At 48.2% G+C, this 18,531-nt stretch carries 16 protein-coding genes, 1 CRISPR repeat array and 1 riboswitch; of the genes, 10 read left to right on the top strand and 6 right to left on the bottom strand.

Translation table 11 applies throughout. The features are described from left to right. Nucleotides 1-343: 343 nt before the first annotated feature. The 4 genes from nrdI to NOM90_RS06980 all read left to right on the top strand — a co-directional run bounded on the left by nrdI (nt 344) and on the right by NOM90_RS06980 (nt 5,115). Entirely contained in the window at nt 344-703 is a 360-nt protein-coding gene (nrdI, locus tag NOM90_RS06995; protein WP_255940955.1) for a class Ib ribonucleoside-diphosphate reductase assembly flavoprotein NrdI, read from the top strand. Then, nucleotides 690-2,774, top strand: coding sequence for a class 1b ribonucleoside-diphosphate reductase subunit alpha (gene nrdE / locus NOM90_RS06990; protein ID WP_255940953.1), 2,085 nt, complete (start codon nt 690-692; stop codon nt 2,772-2,774). Before nrdI ends, nrdE begins: the two co-directional genes overlap by 14 nt. A 256-nt stretch (nt 2,775-3,030) precedes the next feature. Continuing rightward, nucleotides 3,031-4,023: a class 1b ribonucleoside-diphosphate reductase subunit beta gene (gene nrdF / locus NOM90_RS06985; protein ID WP_255940951.1), complete on the top strand. Its 993-nt coding sequence runs from the start codon at nt 3,031-3,033 to the stop codon at nt 4,021-4,023. A gap of 147 nt (nt 4,024-4,170) precedes the next feature. Then, the gene (locus NOM90_RS06980) at nt 4,171-5,115 is read left to right on the top strand and encodes an NAD(P)-dependent alcohol dehydrogenase (RefSeq protein ID WP_255940949.1); all 945 of its coding nucleotides are present in this window, start codon (nt 4,171-4,173) and stop codon (nt 5,113-5,115) included. Nucleotides 5,116-5,234: 119 nt separating this feature from the next. On the opposite strand, the gene NOM90_RS06975 is transcribed toward NOM90_RS06980, so the two are convergent. Together NOM90_RS06975 and NOM90_RS06970 are read right to left on the bottom strand one after the other, a co-directional pair. Beyond that, a complete protein-coding gene (locus NOM90_RS06975) occupies nt 5,235-8,672 on the bottom strand; it encodes a S8 family serine peptidase (protein WP_305120944.1) in 3,438 nt (1,145 codons plus the stop codon). Between the two features lie 471 nt (nt 8,673-9,143). Then, on the bottom strand, nt 9,144-9,827 hold the full coding sequence (locus NOM90_RS06970; RefSeq protein WP_255940947.1) for a TIGR00266 family protein: 684 nt from the start codon (nt 9,825-9,827) through the stop codon (nt 9,144-9,146). A gap of 147 nt (nt 9,828-9,974) precedes the next feature. Between NOM90_RS06970 and NOM90_RS06965 the strand changes: the two genes are divergently transcribed. From NOM90_RS06965 to NOM90_RS06950, 4 genes are all read left to right on the top strand, one after another. After that, nucleotides 9,975-10,688 carry a peptidylprolyl isomerase gene (locus tag NOM90_RS06965; protein WP_255940945.1) on the top strand — a complete coding sequence of 238 codons (714 nt, stop codon included), beginning with the start codon at nt 9,975-9,977 and terminating at the stop codon, nt 10,686-10,688. Between the two features lies 1 nt (nt 10,689). After that, nucleotides 10,690-10,959 carry a YkgJ family cysteine cluster protein gene (locus NOM90_RS06960; RefSeq protein ID WP_255940943.1) on the top strand — a complete coding sequence of 90 codons (270 nt, stop codon included), beginning with the start codon at nt 10,690-10,692 and terminating at the stop codon, nt 10,957-10,959. Between the two features lie 197 nt (nt 10,960-11,156). Then, nucleotides 11,157-12,677 carry a methyl-accepting chemotaxis protein gene (locus tag NOM90_RS06955; protein ID WP_255940941.1) on the top strand — a complete coding sequence of 507 codons (1,521 nt, stop codon included), beginning with the start codon at nt 11,157-11,159 and terminating at the stop codon, nt 12,675-12,677. Nucleotides 12,678-12,832: 155 nt separating this feature from the next. Continuing rightward, nucleotides 12,833-13,558: a hypothetical protein gene (locus NOM90_RS06950; RefSeq protein ID WP_255940939.1), complete on the top strand. Its 726-nt coding sequence runs from the start codon at nt 12,833-12,835 to the stop codon at nt 13,556-13,558. 276 nt (nt 13,559-13,834) lie between these two features. Continuing rightward, nucleotides 13,835-14,537: a CRISPR direct-repeat array (repeat unit 32 nt; unit sequence GTTTCAATCCACGCTCCCGCGCGGGGAGCGAC). Nucleotides 14,538-14,708: 171 nt separating this feature from the next. On the opposite strand, the gene NOM90_RS06945 is transcribed toward NOM90_RS06950, so the two are convergent. Beyond that, nucleotides 14,709-15,437 (bottom strand): metallophosphoesterase family protein, encoded by a 729-nt coding sequence (locus NOM90_RS06945; protein ID WP_255940937.1) that lies wholly within the window; start codon nt 15,435-15,437, stop codon nt 14,709-14,711. Between the two features lie 163 nt (nt 15,438-15,600). Here NOM90_RS06945 and NOM90_RS06940 point away from each other — a divergent pair, with 163 nt between their 5' ends. Continuing rightward, the gene (locus NOM90_RS06940) at nt 15,601-15,741 is read left to right on the top strand and encodes a hypothetical protein (protein ID WP_255940935.1); all 141 of its coding nucleotides are present in this window, start codon (nt 15,601-15,603) and stop codon (nt 15,739-15,741) included. A gap of 23 nt (nt 15,742-15,764) precedes the next feature. Here NOM90_RS06940 and thiD read toward each other — a convergent pair whose 3' ends face one another. The 3 genes from thiD to NOM90_RS06925 form a co-directional block, all read right to left on the bottom strand. Then, complete coding sequence (gene thiD / locus NOM90_RS06935) at nt 15,765-16,583, bottom strand: bifunctional hydroxymethylpyrimidine kinase/phosphomethylpyrimidine kinase (RefSeq protein WP_370866579.1); 819 nt, start codon at nt 16,581-16,583, stop codon at nt 15,765-15,767. Then, entirely contained in the window at nt 16,571-17,236 is a 666-nt protein-coding gene (tenA, locus tag NOM90_RS06930; protein ID WP_255940931.1) for a thiaminase II, read from the bottom strand. Before tenA ends, thiD begins: the two co-directional genes overlap by 13 nt. A gap of 219 nt (nt 17,237-17,455) precedes the next feature. Continuing rightward, nucleotides 17,456-17,561: riboswitch (TPP riboswitch) on the bottom strand. 58 nt (nt 17,562-17,619) lie between these two features. Further along, the gene (locus NOM90_RS06925) at nt 17,620-17,937 is read right to left on the bottom strand and encodes a hypothetical protein (protein WP_255940930.1); all 318 of its coding nucleotides are present in this window, start codon (nt 17,935-17,937) and stop codon (nt 17,620-17,622) included. Nucleotides 17,938-18,154: 217 nt separating this feature from the next. Between NOM90_RS06925 and NOM90_RS06920 the strand changes: the two genes are divergently transcribed. After that, entirely contained in the window at nt 18,155-18,460 is a 306-nt protein-coding gene (locus NOM90_RS06920; protein ID WP_255940928.1) for a hypothetical protein, read from the top strand. Nucleotides 18,461-18,531: the final 71 nt, after the last annotated feature.

Raw genomic sequence — 18,531 nt, 5'->3', positions numbered from 1 at the left:
CACAGCTAACTTTTACTCACTTTGTTCAAAAAAATTAATTTGCACTTCTTGACGGTTAAAAAGAAGCTTTTGCTCAAAGCCTCTCTTTCCTCCCGCACCGTTACGCCATTCTCAAAAAAGCTCTTTGCTTTTTTCGTCGTCAATCCCCATTTAAGAACCTAGGCAAAGTAAAATCGCCCTTTTTCCCGATATAGCTCGCGTTTACGCCTTTTCTTCTATTTTGCTCACTTTTATTTTATCGAATTCTGCTTTGACAAACCCCATATCTGGTTATAGAATGATTAACACTGACCTGGTTAATCTATATCTAGTTGTTGCCGGGTGTTAAGGAGCGTGAAAGAATATGTTGATCGCTTACGATTCCAGAACCGGAAACGTGCGGAGATTTATCGAAAAATTGGAACTCCCCGCGATTCAAATCGACGAAACGATGAAGCTGGAAGAGCCTTTCATCCTCGTCACCTACACAACGGGCTTCGGACAGATCCCGGACAAAGTCAACTCGTTTCTCCAGAAAAACGGACAGCAGCTCAAAGGCGTATGCGCCAGCGGCAACCGCAACTGGGGACTTTCTTTTGCAAAAAGCGCAGATACTATTTCTCAAACTTACGGCGTACCGATCTTATGCAAATTCGAACTGTCGGGCACAAATAAAGATATTTTACATCTCAAAGAGGAGCTGAATACCCTTGCGGCATATTGAACTGAACAACCAACTGATGCTTAGAAACGCCGATGGATTTTTCCGTTTAGAAAAAGATAAAGAAGCGGTCGCTGCTTTCATGGAGGAAGTACAGCAGCGCAGCCTGACTTTCCCGGATTTCGGTTCCCAAGTCGATTACATGATCGAAAATGATTACTACGAAAATGTCTATGAGAACTATACGCGCGAAGAAGTGATCTCCGTATTCGAGACTTCGCACAACGTTCCGTTCGAATTCGCTTCGTACATGGCAGCTTCGAAGTTCTATACCGACTATGCGATGAGAAGCAATGACAAAGCACAATATCTGGAGACTTACGCGGATCGCTCGGCTATCGTAGCTTTGCATCTCGGCGGCGGTAACGTCGAGACCGCAAAATCGCTCGTAACGGCAATCATGGAGCAACGCGTACAACCGGCTACCCCGACGTTTCTAAATGCAGGTAAAAGCCGCCGCGGCGAATTGGTTTCGTGTTTCCTGCTCGAAATGGACGATGCGCTGAACTCGATCAACTATGTCTTGTCCACTTGCATGCAGTTGTCGAAAATCGGCGGCGGCGTTGCGGTTAACTTGTCCAAGCTTCGTGGACGCGGCGAACCGATCAAAGGCGTCGAAGGCGCGGCAAAAGGCGTAATGCCTGTTCTGAAATTGATGGAAGACGCGTTCTCTTATGCCGATCAGATGGGTCAACGCAAAGGCTCCGGCGCGGCTTACTACAACATTTTCGGTTGGGACGTTCTGGAGTTCCTGGATAGCAAAAAGATCAATGCCGACGAAAAATCGCGCCTCAAAACGCTGTCGATCGGTCTGATTATCCCGAACCGTTTCTACCAACTTGCCGAACAAAACCAACCGCTTGTGGTATTCGGTCCTTATTCCGTCTACAAAGAGTACGGCAAACATCTCGACGATCTCGATCTGGACGAAATGTACGACGAACTGCTCGCAAACGACAAAATCAAGAAAAAGAACATCATGAGCGCACGCGATATGCTTGTTAAGATTGCGATGGTTCAATTGGAATCGGGCTATCCGTACATCATGAACAAAAGTAACGCCAACAATAACCATGCCCTGAAAGATCTCGGTATGGTCAAAATGTCGAACCTGTGCACCGAAATCTATCAGTTGCAAGAAACATCGACAATCAACGATTACGGTCAAGAAAACCAAATTCGCCGCGATATCAGCTGCAATTTGGCTTCCCTGAATATCGCAAACGTGATGGAACACGGCAAATTGCGTGAATCCGTACACGAAGCGATGCTGGGTCTGACCGCTGTAAGCGATATGACTGAAGTGCAAAATGCTCCGGGCGTAGCGAAAGCGAACCGTGAAATGCACTCGGTAGGCTTGGGCGCGATGAACTTGCACGGGTATCTGGCGAAAAACAAAATCGCTTACGAAAGCGATGAAGCGATCGATTTCGCTCGTACGTTCTTCATGATGATGAACTACTACTCGATCGAAAAAAGTATGGAAATCGCACGCGACCGCAACGTGACTTTTGCAGGCTTTGAGAAATCCGAATACGCAAAAGGTACATACTTCGACAAGTACGTACAGACTGATTACAGCCCGCGCACCGACAAAATCAAAGCGTTGTTCGGCGATGTGCATATCCCGACAACGGCAGATTGGTCGCACCTACGTACGCTGGTTCAAGCTAACGGTCTGTACCATGCTTATCGCTTGGCTATTGCACCAACGCAAAGTATCTCGTATATCCAAAACTCGACGTCTAGCGTAATGCCGATCGTCGATGCGATCGAGACTCGCACTTACGCGAACTCGACAACGTATTTCCCGATGCCGTATTTGGCGCAAGAGAACTTCTTCTACTACAAATCGGCGTACCAAATGAACCAATTCAAAGTCATCGATCTGATCTCGGAAATCCAAGAACATATCGATCAAGGCATCTCGGCAATCCTGCACGTCAACAGTAACGTCACAACTCGCGATCTGGCCCGTTATTACCTGTATGCCGCTCGCAAAGGCTTAAAAGCTCTGTACTACACACGTACGAACCACTTGAGCGTGGAAGAATGTATCAGCTGCGCGATCTAAGCCAGCCGAAGATTTGAGAAGAGTTTAGTAGATAGATTGTAAGTTCATTTAGAAGCTGCGGGGCGCCTTTTCACGATTCGGATGACCAGTCTGAACTTAAAAAACGCCCCGCTTTACTTTTGTAATTTTATCGCTCATAATAAGTAACTTGTGCGCCGTTCGATGAAGAACGGTCTCTGTGCGTCGTAATTTCAACCAACAATATCCAAACTTAACTTTTTTTATAAATACTCCACCATGAAAGGGATGACTCAACATGATTAAAGCTGTGAACTGGAACCGTCCTGCCGATGACTTTACATTGATGTTCTGGAACCAAAATATTATGCAATTCTGGACAGATGAAGAGATTCCGTTGTCCGATGATAAAATGTCTTGGATCACATTAAGCGATGACGAGCGCGAAGCGTACATGCAGGTTCTAGGCGGCTTGACGCTGCTCGATACGGTACAAGGCGGCGTCGGTATGCCGCAAATCATGGAGCACGTGGAGAACTTGCAACGCAAAGCGGTACTCGCGTTCATGGGCATGATGGAGCAAATTCACGCGAAGTCCTACAGCAGTATTTTCACAACGCTTGCGTCCACGGAAGAGATCGACCAAGTATTCCGCTGGGTCGAAGAAAATCCGCTGCTGCAAAAAAAGGCGTCGATCATTTCGAAATATTACCAAAATATCGAGACGCAAAAAGACTTGTACTTGGCAATGGGCGCTTCGGTTATGCTGGAAAGCTACCTGTTCTATAGCGGCTTCTTCTATCCGCTGTATCTTGCCGGACAAGGCAAAATGACAAGCAGCGGCGAGATCATCGACTTGATCTTGCGCGACGAAAGTATTCACGGCGTCTACGTCGGCGTCCTTGCGCAAGAAGTGCTGCGCGATCTTCCCGCATCGGAAGCGGAAGACGCGAAAAAAGAACTGTACGATCTGCTGCATATTCTTCAAGAAAACGAAGAACAATACACGGCGCAACTGTACAGCAAAATCGGTCTGACCGAAGAAGTCAACAAATTCGTTCGTTATAACGCCAACAAAGCGATGATGAACTTGGGCTTGGAACCGCAGTTCGAAGAAGACGATGAAAGTATCAACCCGATCGTCCTCAACGGTCTCAAAACGCAAACCAAACAGCATGACTTCTTCTCCAAAAAAGGCAACGGCTATGTTCGTACCGTTCACGTTGAGCCGCTGCGCGACGAAGATTTCTTGTTTGATACGGTAGAAACACCTGTACCAAGCGGCATCTAAGTTTAATCTATATTCGATCCAACAGCTCGATCTGTCGTAATCTTCTCGATCTATTCGGAAGATTACGACAGATCGAGCTTTTTTTTGCCTCTGTAACCGAGTATGATCAAGTCTAGAATGACCAAAAAGCGAAGCGAGGTGCTCGATATGAAAGCTGTGCTGATCGATAAATATGGAGGGCCTGAGAAATTCCGTGTCGGTGAACATCCCGAGCCTAGCCCCAAAGCAGACGAAGTCAAAATTCGGATGAAAGCGACTTCGATCAATCCGATCGATTTTAAAGTACGCGGCGGAGTTGCCTTCGTGATCTCCGGGCTTCGGTTTCCTAAAATTCTCGGATCGGACTTTGCCGGAATCGTCGAGCAATGCGGCGAAGGCGTAAGCGAATTTGCGCCGGGAGACGAAGTATACGGCTTTACCAACGGAGCCACGCAAGCGGGAGCTTTGGCGGAAGTATTATGTTGCAAGGCTTCTATTGTATCGAAAAAGCCGACCTCACTGAATTTCGAAGAAGCGGCGGCAGTGCCGCTTGCCGCGTCTACCGCCTATCAGGCGTTGTCTAAGCTCGGCGGCATGACTGCCGGGATGAAGGTGCTTGTCATTGGCGCGACAGGCGGCGTCGGGCATTACGCCGTTCAGTTGGCAAAGATCGCCGGAGCGCATGTAACCGGCGTTTGCCGCTTGTCCGGCGAAGCGACAGCAAAAGCGCTCGGCTGCGACGAAGTGATCGCGTATGACCGCGAAGATTTTCTCAAAAGCGGTCAAGCTTTCGATCTGATTTTCGATGCGGCAGCCAAATCGAAATTCGGTAAATGCCGTCCGTTGTTAACGGAATACGGTACCTATGTGACGACTGTGCCTAGCCCTTCTGTGTTTATTCGAAGCCGATTCAGCCAAACCAAAGGCAAAAAAGCGCGTTTCGTGATGGCGAATTCGAATCCTACAGATTTGGGTCTGTTCCGGCAATGGAGCGACGAAGAACGATTGAAGCCGCTGCTTGAAGCCGTCTTTTCTTTAGAAGAAACACGTCAAGCTTTCGAACTCGCGGAATCAGGCAAAACGCGTGGCAAAGTCGTTATTCGAACAGTCTGAATAGGATAGTCTAAATGAAATGAATACGAAAAAAGAGCCTTTACGGAATGTTCCGTAAAGGCTCTTTTTGGGTGTGATCCAACCATCCTCCGACTCTAACAATCTAGGATGGAGTTACCTTACTTTTTCGGAAGCAATGTAACCGGGATCGTGAAGGTTTCGTTGATTCTCGAATTTTTCTTGTACGAAGCGGTCACTTCCAGATTGACTACAGTCGGCTCTTTTGGCAACGCGCGAAGTGCGCCTTTGCTATTAATGAGCTTCGGTTGGTCACTGCCTGTGACTGCGAATTTCACTTCGCTCGTCGATTTCAATTTCAATACATTCGGACCGATTTTCGTTGTATTGACGATTGCGGCTTGTTTATCGAACGCCGCGATCGCTTCGTCGATCACCAGTTCTTTGCGATCCGCAATCCGGTAGCTGGAATATGCCAAATACTGAATTTGATCGACCACATAGCCAGCGTCGTCAAGTTGCGTTGCCAACAGTTCAAGTTGATACGTTCCCGGTGCAAGCTGTCCGACTTTACCTGTGTTTTCATCCAAGTAGTAATCGTCCAAATCTTCGAACGTATAACGTCCCGGTGCCAACATCTTACCCTCTTCATAGATCTGATCCAGCAGACCGATATACTTGTCGTCCACGCCGTATACGGCGATCTGTACATAGTTCACGTCGTCAGCCGACAGTGTGAAGGATACGTCTGTCGTATCGCGTTTACCGTCGCCGTCCGGCGTAATAATACGTTCCGACAATTCGATATCTTGAATACCAAAGCCTGTTGCCGGTTTTTCATCTCCAATATGCACTGCAAATGGCAGATGCAGATCCGGTCCGTTTGCCGATTGCAGCAATACTTCGCCTTCATATACGCCTTTTGCCGCGTCCGAAGCTGGATCAATATTCAGTTTGAACATTCCCGGTGCTCCAGCGGAAGCCACAATCGTGTTCCCTGCGCCAAGACCGGTAAGCTGTGCCGAGATTTTGCTGCTATCCGGCGTAGCGATCGGACCGTTCGGGTCAGACGTCACATTGTCGTGCCAAACGACACTTGCCGAATACGATACCGGTGTTCCGTTTACGCTTTTCAATTGCAGATCGCGGCTAACCGGATCACTGCCTGGGCTTAATACGCCAAATGAGGTCGAAGAAGCAAAGTTCGTCACCGGAACTTCAACCAGATCCGTATTCAAAATGCGAACTTCTTCGATCGCTTGCAGCAATGCCGGTGTATCCAGTGCATCGGCTACATAAGCCCGTCCTGCTCCTTGCGAATAGACATCGTAAGGAGTTCCCGTTTCATCCGAAATCGTGTCGGCAGTATTTGCAAGCGCCGCACGCACGTCAAACGGCGTCCAGTTCGGATATTTTTGCTTCAATAATACAGCAAGGCCTGCTACGTGCGGAGAAGCCATACTTGTACCGCTTGAACGCGCATAGGCTTCGTCGTAACTGACGTTGCTATCGAACTTCCCGTATTCCGGGTACGTCGACAACAGGTTCACGCCCGGTGCAACAACGTCGGGTTTGATACTCAAATCTTCGTCGCCATTCGGACCACGCGAGCTGAAGCTTGCCATACGGTCGCCTTCGACTACCGTTTTCGGATACTCGCTGCCGAATGTAATTTCGAATTCAGCCGTATTGTTCTCTGTCAATTCTTTTGCCAATTTGCGCCCTTCAACACCGCTCATATCGAAGTACGGCACGTAATCGAAGCTATCGCCCAAGAATGCGAGCGAACCGACCGGCTCGTCTCTACCCGGCAGCGACTCTGATAGATCGGCTTGATTTGGGTTGTTTGGCAACGTGTTACCGTTGAAAATCACGATGGCTTTCGCACCATGCGCTGCCGCTCCGCGAACTTTCGCATCGAACGTCAGATTGCCGCGAGATACCATTACGACTTTACCTGTCACATCGATCCCGTCAGCAGCCAATTGATCGTAATCGGCATCGGTACCTAGATTCGCATAGACCGCGTCATTCGGCTGCGTACCGAACATACCTGCGAAATCTTCTTGCCCGATTTTCCAAGCGAGAATATCGTTCGTGTACGGTCCATATTCACTGCCATATACCGCATCGGACACACTCTCTGAAGCTTCCGATTCTTCATTCGTCGATGCTGCTTCATTATCAGCTGTTTCAGTTGGCACAGCTTCTTCTTCTACTGCCACGCTTTCTTCAACGGTCGATTCGTCCGCCAGAGATTCTTCTGTCGTCGGAGCTGCTTCTTCCGAATTTGCAGCTTGTTCTTCATCCGAATTTGGCTCTACTTCCGGAAGTTCCGGTGTCGGTTCTTCTTCAGCGGGTACTTCGCCTACTTGCGCCGAGAATGTTCCCGTATAATGGTTGCTTTCGCTTGTAGTCGCGCCTACCGAAATAGCAAGTTGCGACGAAGCCGGAGATCCCATCGAATAGTAGTAAGGACCTGAATCAGCCGCATTACCGTTCGCGATCACTGCCGTTACGCCAGCCAATACCGCATTGTTAATCGCGACTGCATCTGGAGAATTCGGGTCTTTGTTCGAATCCGATCCGAGCGACAAGTTGATTACGTCCATGCCGTCTTTTACCGCATGTTCGATCCCGTCGATAACTTGCGCGGACGAACCTGAAGCGCGTCCCGTCTCAATATTGCGACCCAGTACTTTATATACGTACAGATCGGCTTCATAAGCGACGCCTTTTTGCACCAGATCAGATGTCGGGTTCGTTCCGCGTCCTACGATCGTACCGGAGACGTGCGTTCCGTGACTGGTTCCTGCATAAGACGTTCCGTTAATTTCAACAGGAGGTTCTTCATACGGATCATCGTCTTGCTCGAAAGAATCATAACCGCCTTTGTACGCGTCTTTCAGATCCGGGTGCAAATAATCGACGCCAGTATCGATCACGCCTACTTTTAATCCTTTGCCTGTAAATCCGTCTGCCCAAGCTTCGTCTACGCCCATTTGTTTGAGCGGTTGAATCTCGAAGTTGTCGCCGGCGGAAGCTTCTTTGGCATCAATCGGAATTTCGTAATAGGTCTGGTTTTCATCAATTGCGACTACATTCGGAATCGAAGCGAGTTTCAATAGATCTTTGGAAGCGACCGTAACTTCGAGTCCATTAAGTACGGTATTATATTGATAATTGACTTGTACATTGACGCCCAGCGCTGCGGCTTGGCTTAAGAAATCATTTTGCTCGTTATCAACCGATTGTTCGATCGATGCTGCGGAAAAACTACGTAATCCCGCTTTGTTTGCTGACGTCTCGGCAGCTGCAACCGGTTCTTGGCTAAGCTGCACAATTGCACGTACACTATGTAAAGATTGGGTATTTAACTTGGGTGAAATGATTGAAGATGGATCGCGGTCTTTAATCGCAAAAGCGCTCATCGCGCCGTCTGCTTGTCCACCGGAAATCGAAGATGTAGACAACTTGAACGGAGTTAATTGATTCGGCGATTGCGCAGAAGCTGCGGTTGGCAGCGCCGTACCTAATACTAAAGCGAGACTTAACGATACTCCAGACCATTTACGGAATACATTCTGTGGTTTATTCAAAGCAACTTCCCCTCTCGCAAATATGAATAGGTGGTTCCTCGCGTCTTGTCAGCTATATTCACAAAAAGATGAACATCGATTTCAAAAACGATCCTCCTTTTTCGATTTTGTCAAAAAGCTTGTCACTTATCCTAGCATCACGTTTAACAATTGACCACTTGCAAATTTTTCTGTAAAAACGTTTCGTTTGAAGCTATCCGAAAAATTTGTCGAAATTCCGACCGTTCTACTTGTGTTTGTGAGAAAACTTTTACCTTTTAGTGTCCTAAAGTCTTATTCATGTCAGTGCACTGTTAATGATTAATTGCCGAATTCAGGACTTTGGTAGGTACAATATCGCTTGCTTCTGAGTAAAAAGACTTAAACTTTCGACAAATCGCAACTTTTGATAGCAAATTCGAATTTTTGATCGTTTTGAATCACAACGCAAAAAAAGCCACATCCGAAGATGCGGCACTTGCATGTTCTTTTTTAACTGCGCCCAGCCGGAATAAAAGGTCTGATCCATTCTCCGAATGATTTCGGGCTGCGGGTCTGGATCAATACGACGCCTTCCCCACGGAATCGGCATACCAATCCTTCGCCACTCGTAAAGCTTGATACCCAGCCTTTGGATGCTTTTTCGATATCGTAACGCATATAATTCGGCCAAGCGACCAAGTGCCCGTTATCGACGACGACTTCTTCTCCAGCGCTCAAGTTAATCGCATGAATACCGCCGTAAGAAGACAAGAATACCGTACCTTTGCCGCTAATCTCGATAATGAAGAATCCTTCGCCCGACATCAGACCTCGGCTCAAATTTTGCATTTTGGTGTTCACTTGGATTCCTTCTGTTCCTGCCAAAAATCCGTCTTTTTGTACGAGGAGACTGTAGGAACCGTCCAGCTCTACCGCTTCGATCGCACCCGGGCTTGAAGGCGCCAATGTCGCTTGACCTTGACCGCCTCTGGAGAGCAATTCTTGGAAAAAGAACGATTCTCCGCTGAGCATACGTCCTAGCCCTCGCATGATGCCACCATCTGTTGTTCCTTTCAACTCGATATTGGACGACATGGATACCATCGCGCCGGATTCGGCTTTGACACTTTCGCCATTCTCAAGTTGCACTTGAAGCAGTGGAAAAGCACCTGGATACAAAATTTGATATTTCATAGGGAACTGCCTCCTTTTTTCTTCATCTTAATTAGATTTTACGAACTGTGCAATGGAGTTCATACGCGGCTGTGCTATAATCAGTTGCAGTGGTAAAACAAAAAGGAAAACATCACCATTATTTATTCGATCAAGGGGGCAACATTTATGTTTAAAAACACAAAACTCGGTCATAAATCTGCATGGATTATGCTTCTGATGCTGACACTTTTTGTACTCGCGGCTTGCGGGAACAAAACAGCTCCGCAGCCAGCGGCTTCGGAACCGACACCGTCGACTTCAAACGAAGCAAGCAATACGGAAACAGCTACACCCGGCACTTCAGCTGACGGTACGCAAAATCCGATCGTTACCATTGAGATGGACAACGGAGGAACCATCAAGCTCGAACTGTATCAGGATATTGCGCCGAATACGGTGAACAACTTTGTTTCTTTGGTTAAATCCGGCTTTTATGACGGAGTTACGTTCCACCGCATCGTGCCAGGCTTCGTCATTCAAGGTGGCGATCCAGACGGCAAAGGTACAGGCGGTCCCGGTTATTCCATCAAAGGCGAGTTCACATCCAACGGATTCACCAACGATCTGAAACACACCGAAGGCGTATTGTCGATGGCACGTACAGGCGAACCGGATTCCGCTGGCTCGCAATTTTTCATTATGTTAGCGGATCAACCAAGTCTGGATAACCAGTATGCAGCATTCGGCAAAGTGATCGGCGGCATGGAAGTGGTGAACGCCATCGCAGCTTTGCCTACAGACGATCAAGGAAAACCTACGACGTCAGAAGGATCGGTCATGAAAAAAGTAACAGTCGATACTTTTGGCAAAGAATATCCGGAACCGGAAAAGATTCAGTAAGATGGATACAACATTCGAATGTCGCGAAGGATGCGGAGCTTGTTGCACTGCCGTCTCAATCGCTTCGCCTATTCCAGGCATGCCAAGCGGCAAGCCTGCCGGTGTTCCTTGCGTACAGCTGAATGAGAAAAAGCGCTGTAAGTTGTTTGGCAGCCCCGAACGACCTGCGGTATGCGGAGGTCTGCCGCCTTCGCTTGAAATGTGCGGAGCCTCTACGGAAGAAGCATTCGCTTATCTAGAATGGTTGGAACGCGAAACGTCTCCTTTTTAACCTGTTTCTTCCTACTAAAAACCGTCCAAATCTGGGCGGTTTTTGTTTTGAGCAGAAAAAAGGGAAACTGTATTTTTACCCGTCGAAATGAATCTTTTCCTTTATATAATCATTCATAACAGTTATTTACATGGCTATACATTAAATTTAAAATAAATGAAATAAACTAAATTTTTTTCACTAAAAGGGGAGCCTTTATGCTTGAGAGCAAGAATAAAGTCATGTTATCGATCACGCTTGGCGTTGTCCTTTTTTCGATTCTGATCCATGCGTTAGGACGCTACTCACCTTTGTTTGACAACATGATGATGCACGGTCATATTCCGGCTAAACCGGATGAGATCTGGTTAAATTTGATCGCCCTTCCTCCTATCCTTTTCCTCGGCATATCCGCTTTTTTATTCAGTCGAAGCAAAGCTCACCACCTTCTTCCAACTTTCGTTATGCTTGCATTGGTCTTCTCCAGTATTTCTTTGATCTCCGGTAGCGGAGGCGGAACCGAGTTCCATTTTTCGATTTTTATGGTCGTTGCGATTTTATGTTTTTATGAAAGCGCCCTTCTTATGATTGCTGCTACTTTGATCTTCACGGTGCAGCATCTGATCGGATTCTTTTTCGCGCCTGAGATGGTGTTCGGTGTTTCTACTTATTCGTTTACGATGGTTGCAACACATGCTTTCTTCCTTGTTGCTACTTCGCTCGCTGTCATTTTCCAGATCGTTTCGACGAAACGCGCACGTGCGGATCTGAATGCAAAAAAGGATTTGGAGCGTACTCAGACTGTCGGCGATATTGTGCAACGGTTGACGACCACATCCGGTCAATTGCATGGACAAACCGGTGAACTGAGCGCTCAAGCTCAATCATCAGCTGGAGCTAGCGGAATGATTCGGGAACAGATTTCCGGTATTTATGAAGGTTCGCAAGAGCAAAAATCCGAAGCCAATACGGCACGCGCCGCGATACAAAAGGTTGGCGTCGATCTCCAGCAGATCGTTAGCGCAACTTCTGTCGTTGCCGAAGTGTCGGATCAGAGTTCGCGCCATGCGGAGCAAGGCAATCACAATATCGTACAATTGATGCAAAAATTATCGGCATTAGAAGTATCGGTACGCGACTCGTCCGAACGGATGCAGATGCTCAACGAGCATGCTCAAGAAATCAGTAAAGTGACGGAATTGATCCGAAATATCGCTTCGCAAACCAATATGTTAGCGTTAAACGCTTCAATCGAAGCTTCGCGCGCAGGCGAAGCCGGTAGAGGATTCAGTATCGTCGCTTCAGAAATTCAAAAACTTGCCCAGCAATCGAATTCTTCTGCCGAAAGTATCAGTGCTTTCCTCAGTCGTATGAACGAAGACACTCAGCGTTCTTCCGAATCGATTCAGCGCGTAACTTCTGAACTATCGACCGGGATGTCTGCGGCAACGCAGACCGAAGAGTCTTTCCGCAAGATTTGGGGATTTGCTACAGAAGTCGATAAGCAGATTCAGCAGATCTTGTCTTCCGGCGACTTGGCACTAGAGAACTCTAACGAAGCTTCGAGTGCAATCGCCACTATCGCAAGTATTACGGAAAATTTCGTAGAAGCTTGTGAACAAGCCAAAGTGTATGCGGAAAGTCAATTGCAATATAGCGGGGAAACTGCCGAGATTGCGACAAAGCTTGGCGGAGCCACGGCGCAATTAAGAGAAACGATTGCTCGGATCGGCGCTTAGACAGAGAAGACTTTTTGGAGAAAAATAATAGTTATACATGGGGCAGTTCTTCCGGACTCGCCCTTTTTCTATGCCGAATAGAAGTGTGACGGGTGTAACAAAATCGGGTATAGTTAAAACGTGAATCTGGACCGGAAAGGAACGTGGCGATACGTATGAAGCAGTCTTTTGGATGGAAAAACAAACTTCATTCCCGTTGGTCGATCGCTCTGCTGCTTGTGACGCTAGGTCTGACCCTCAGCGCTTGCGCGCAAGGCGAACTCGACGTGGCGGTGAATACAGACCGAACCGCAGATATTAAAATGAACGCTACGATCGACGATTCGGCACTAAGTACGATCGGGCAGACCGATCTGCCCGAGAAGATCGCAGAAACCTTACGCGAAAAAGGATTTCAAGCGGAAGCCATTCAACAAGATGGGCAATCCGGTATCAGCGCTTCGGATACGGTAGAACTCAAAGGGGATGGCGAATTCAAAGATTTGCCGCAGGGGATTACAGTCGAAGATCGCCAAGATCAAGGGTTGTTCACCACGACGCATCATTTTTTGGTCGTTGCCGATCCGCCTGAATTGATTCCGAGGGAAAGTTCTTCGTTGACCGGATTTATCGGATCGAAGTTACTTGGCGGCTTTGTCGAACGGGAATTTGATTTCCGCTTCAAGTTGACTTTGCCGATTAAACCGGGGGAAAACAACGCCGATGTTGTGTCGGAAGATGGTCGCACGTTGACGTGGAACCTCGCGGCTACTCGCGAAAACCGGATTGAGATGGCATTGACGATTCCGAATATTCAGCGGATTGTGATTGCGGGTGTTGTGGGGTTGGTTGTGGTGATTGGGGTGGTTGTGGTTGTGCTGAGGCGTAGACGGAGGAAGTGAGCCGACTGCGAGAGAAATTCGTTTCGGTCGCTTGTTGAAATCGGGAAAAGTTAATTGGAATTTTGATTGGAATTTTCCCGATTTCAAAGGCGAACACTATCGTTCCTGCACTGAATTTCTCTCTCCGTCGGCTCACTTCTAGTTACGCTTGGCGGTTGTTGAAATGTTAAAGAGCTTATCGCCTTGATTTGGCGATAAGCTCTTTTTGGGTTGTGCGGGTACTGCTCTCGCACGGGGAGCGACCCTTATTGTCGTCAAACAACGAATGCAAGACCTGTTTCAATCCACGCTCCCGCACGGGGAGCGACCAGTTTTGGTCGCACGGAGGTCTATCAACTTTTAAGGTTTCAATCCACGCTCCCGCGCGGGGAGCGACAACAACGACTCGGCGGGGTTTCAAAACTAAGCGAGTTTCAATCCACGCTCCCGCGCGGGGAGCGACGCGGATCAGCTTATTGGAGAGTTTTCGCTGCGTATGTTTCAATCCACGCTCCCGCGCGGGGAGCGACGAACGCCGATTGAGGAACCTACACCACTTTGGATTGTTTCAATCCACGCTCCCGCGCGGGGAGCGACTAAAAAATCCACTTATCTACAGTGGTGGTAGAGGTGTTTCAATCCACGCTCCCGCGCGGGGAGCGACGCAATAGCGACTATGGATATTCCCCTATTTTAGAGGTTTCAATCCACGCTCCCGCGCGGGGAGCGACCCGCACATTGACAAAGGAGCAATTGGAACATGACGGTTTCAATCCACGCTCCCGCGCGGGGAGCGACAAAGTGAAAGTATTAGGTTGGAAATTTATTCAGGTGTTTCAATCCACGCTCCCGCGCGGGGAGCGACCAGCGCTCGAATTGGATCTACTACCCGCCTATCCGTTTCAATCCACGCTCCCGCGCGGGGAGCGACGGTAAAGTCTTGGTGTTTGCACATTGCTCCAATGTTTGTTTCAATCCACGCTCCCGCGCGGGGAGCGACTGCACCCACTTTCAGCCCTTGCTGCGCAAGGCTTCAAAAGGCAAAAAGTGCGAACCTCAAATTCAGACTAACGAAAAGTGGACGAAAACACAATAAAAATGGTGGAATCCCTTACGCAGCGCGGGGTGCGAACCTCCCGGGGTTTTCATGTTCACTTGAGGTTCGCACTTTTTACCGAGCGGATTCCGAAGCGCGCGGACGCCAATTTTGGCGGGTGATTTTGCGACTTGTGCAGTTATATACGGCGTACTCCTCGCCTGTCAGATCGACCAACGCTAGACTTCGAGATTCGGCAATCGCATAGGTATGCGATCCGAGATCGCAGTTCAATCGCGCTCCGTCAAAGCAAATCCGTTCGCAAGGCGTATGACCGTGTACGACTACTTTTCCACCGGTGACTTCCAAAATCTCGTCCACCGGATAGGCGTAAAACTCTTTTTCCGACATCCATAAGACGTCTCGGCTTTGCTCGTACAGCGGTTGATCCGGCATAAATCCTGCGTGTACATAGACATATTCGTCATCTTCGGCAATCATAGGCAGCGTTAACAGCCAATCCATATGCAGCCGGCTTTCGTTGTGATCTTCGAATGTTTTTTCAAAGCTATGTAATGCCTCGGCTCCGCCGTGGATCAGCCACATATCGGAACGGTCTTGTCTGTACCAATTGAGCATTTCTTCGTGATTGCCGGTCAAGACGATCACGCGATCCGGGTGCATCTGCTGAAGCGTCCGCAAATATCGCACCACCAGCGCGCTATCCGGTCCCCGGTCGATCAGATCGCCTCCAACGACCAATCGGTCGGTAAAAGCATCGTATTCCATCTCGCGCAACAATTCGATCAAGCCTTGATATTCGCCGTGAAGATCTGTGATAAATAGCTTCCGCCCTGTGCTCATGCTCATTCCCTTTCCTACCGAAAATCATTTTCTTCTATTGTAACGCGGCAGTCCAAGATTTTCACATGCAGAAAAGGAAATCGTAGCTTTACGCCAAAACGTGCTTTAGAATAGAATCAACTTCAGTCATCGTCGTTCGTATTTTTTCAAAAAGGAGGTCACTATGCAAAATCGTAATAAAAACAAATGGCTGCTTGCACTCGCTGCCGGGCTGATCTTGATCAGCGCTTGGACATGGAGTCACGAGACGGCTTCGCTTGCCCAACATTCTTCGCCGGTATCGTTTGTGATGTTTAGCGAGTAGTTGAAGCGCAAGCCGTAAATTTTCTAGACGCCAACGCGGCGACGATATGCCCAGTGACAAGTCGGTCCATGCCCTTTGCCCAGATTCAGCGTGGAAGACTCTTCGATCGCCGCTTGGATAAAATCTCGCGCGGTATGTACCGCTTCGCTCAGCGTTGCGCCCGTAGCAAGCTTTGCCGTGATCGCCGCCGAATACGTACAACCTGTTCCGTGCGTATGGCGCGTCGCTATCCGAATACCGGACATTTCTTCGAACTCTTTTCCGTTATAAAAAAGATCCACGACCACATTACCTTCCGCATGCCCGCCTTTGATCACGACCGCTTTTGCCCCGAATTCCATGATGCGCTCTGCCGCGATTCGTCGATCTTGCATCGTTGTAATCTTTATTCCTGTAAGCGCTTCGGCTTCCGGGATATTCGGCGTGACCACAGCAGCAAGCGGCAGCAGATCGGCAATCAGCGCTTGGATCGCATCGCGTTGCAGCAGATTTGCGCCGCCTTTGGCAATCATCACGGGATCGACGACGACGTTACGCCAACCCCATGCCGTTATACGCTCAGATACTGCCGCAATAATCGCCGCGTCGAACAACATGCCTGTTTTGAGCGCATCTACGCCTAAGTCAGAGCCGACCGCGTCAATCTGCGCTTTTACCGCTTCAGGGCTCATGGGATAGACGCCGCTTACTCCTGTCGTATTTTGCGCCGTGACTGCCGTGATCGCCGACATGCCGAATACGTCTAGTTCTTGAAATGTTTTGAGATCCGCTTGTATCCCTGCTCCGCCTCCGCTATCCGAACCGGCGATCGTCAATGCGCGAGGAAAGATCATACCTTCCACTCTTCCAGCGTGAACGCCATATCCCAGAATTCATATTCCAATCGGCAGCTGTTGTCAAAATGTTCCCGCAACTTGTTTTTCCGCGCTTCGCTGAGCGACTCTGCCCATTCGTCCAACCATAACCGCATTTTCTCCGTCACGTCGCTTGCGAAGTTCGCATAAAAATGAATCCACTCGTAAAAAGGATGCTCCGGCGTCGGCTTTACTTCTTCCAGCAGACGTTGCCCAATCTCCTGATACGTCCACGGACAAGGAAGCAGCGCCGCCAAAATATCTTCAAGCGAACCTTCGTGAGCCACATTCAACATATGCCGGGTGTAATGATGCGCCGATGGCGCCAGGCTGTAGCCTTGCAGCGATTCATACGTGACGCCCGCACGCTCGCAAAAATTCTGATGCGGATGAATCTCGCTGTTCAAAATAAAAGCAATCTGCTCGTTAAACATCTGGATCTGCTCTCGCTCTTCGCATTTGGAGATCGCAATCCCGTAAATCCGCATGTAGACGTTGAGATACTCGAAATCTTGCTTCACATAATGGATCAGCTGCTCGCTACTCAAAGTCCCATTTGCAATCCCCCGCACGAATGGATGTTCAAAAATCGCGTTATAGATCGAATCTGCGCCTTGCCTGAGTTCGGTTGTAAAAGACATGCTTAACTTGCACCTCCGCATTTTGAATAAAATTTCCGAATCGTGCTCGGCGTAGACAAGAACGCAAAAAAACCGCTCCGATATGGAGCGGCTTCGATCAATAGGCAAACCAACGCAGGAAGTTTATCTCGACTTCGAATGTACACGATCTTCTACACATTTGTAGAAAGGCGGCTTTCGAATAAAGAATCACTCTCTAGCTGGGCATATGTATTGAAAAAAGAACCGACTCCACTTCCCTACGCCGGTACGAGCCGGATCAGGTTCTAAGGGTCCAAGAATCATTCTTGTCTCAGCCGCAAACGCGGCACCCCTAGTGGAATACATGATGAAATTAAATAAACGTGATTACGTGTCTACTCTAGCCGGATATCCAAACATTGTCAATGCTGCCGATAACGCAAAAAATAATCGATCAAAGGCGCGCACATAAAAGCCGCCAAGCTCGCTACACCTACAGCGATACTTGTGGCACTCATCGTCAACCCATCCAAAGCGTTCATATCAAAGCTTGCAAAAATCAACAGAAAGCTGAAAAGTAACGCAATTCCTGATGGAATATAGGTCAATTGTTGCTGATAGGGATATCTTTTATAAATCAAGTATGACGCACTCATCAGGACGATAAACGTCGAGGCACTTAAAAATACGATGCCGCTCAGTTTGAACACCTCCTTGCTTACAAGTTCACGAAAATTCAAAATTTTACATAACTCGTTGCCTAGATTAAACAAAAAATCCTTATACGTCAACCAGACAACCAAGCATTTCATTTTCTCCAGATCTGACCGCTGTTTGATTAAACTTCTTTACGAAACAAGTCTTTTTGTGCAAAATAGATACTAAGCTAATTCATTCACTCGGTAAAGCGAAACAGCTAAAAAGCACAAACGCAAAAAAGTATAAGGAGGCTTACGTATGATCGAATCCCCCGAATTGGACTCGGAAATCATTGCTGCCCATTTAAAAACAGCGTTGGATCAAAACCGTCTACTCTTGACTGAACGTGCAGAACGGGACATGGAACGCGCCCACTTCGACGACGAGATGCTAAGTGAGTTTCTCCGTACCCCGCGTCGAATCGATAAGTATGAAGGTCGACGCGACAATGGCTGCTCTTACATTTTGTATGGAATCCGTACCACTCGCGCTGTTGTCTCTGTGCACGATGGCTATGTCACATTAGTCTGCTTGAAGCATAATCCGTTCCCTGCCGTCGGCTGATTATCTACACTTCCAAGACGCAAGTTAACTTCATTCATTCGATGAACAGTGCCCAAAAAGGCATACGAAGA

Source organism: Saccharibacillus sp. JS10 (assembly GCF_024436065.1).
Classification (GTDB): Bacteria; Bacillota; Bacilli; order Paenibacillales; family Paenibacillaceae; genus Saccharibacillus.
The sequence above is the reverse complement of the archived record's forward strand: the minus strand, read 5'-3'. Positions and strand labels throughout refer to the sequence as shown.

Bases quoted from the DNA above. Each gene is read 5' to 3' on its own strand.
- nrdF (WP_255940951.1), top strand. From the start codon at position 3,031: ATGATTAAAGCTGTGAACTGGAACCGTCCTGCCGATGACTTTACATTG.
- nrdI (WP_255940955.1), top strand. From the start codon at position 344: ATGTTGATCGCTTACGATTCCAGAACCGGAAACGTGCGGAGATTTATC.
- tenA (WP_255940931.1), bottom strand. From the start codon at position 17,236: ATGTCTTTTACAACCGAACTCAGGCAAGGCGCAGATTCGATCTATAAC.
- NOM90_RS06965 (WP_255940945.1), top strand. From the start codon at position 9,975: ATGTTTAAAAACACAAAACTCGGTCATAAATCTGCATGGATTATGCTT.
- NOM90_RS06920 (WP_255940928.1), top strand. From the start codon at position 18,155: ATGATCGAATCCCCCGAATTGGACTCGGAAATCATTGCTGCCCATTTA.
- NOM90_RS06970 (WP_255940947.1), bottom strand. From the start codon at position 9,827: ATGAAATATCAAATTTTGTATCCAGGTGCTTTTCCACTGCTTCAAGTG.
- NOM90_RS06955 (WP_255940941.1), top strand. From the start codon at position 11,157: ATGCTTGAGAGCAAGAATAAAGTCATGTTATCGATCACGCTTGGCGTT.
- NOM90_RS06940 (WP_255940935.1), top strand. From the start codon at position 15,601: ATGCAAAATCGTAATAAAAACAAATGGCTGCTTGCACTCGCTGCCGGG.
- NOM90_RS06980 (WP_255940949.1), top strand. From the start codon at position 4,171: ATGAAAGCTGTGCTGATCGATAAATATGGAGGGCCTGAGAAATTCCGT.
- NOM90_RS06950 (WP_255940939.1), top strand. From the start codon at position 12,833: ATGAAGCAGTCTTTTGGATGGAAAAACAAACTTCATTCCCGTTGGTCG.
- NOM90_RS06945 (WP_255940937.1), bottom strand. From the start codon at position 15,437: ATGAGCACAGGGCGGAAGCTATTTATCACAGATCTTCACGGCGAATAT.
- NOM90_RS06960 (WP_255940943.1), top strand. From the start codon at position 10,690: ATGGATACAACATTCGAATGTCGCGAAGGATGCGGAGCTTGTTGCACT.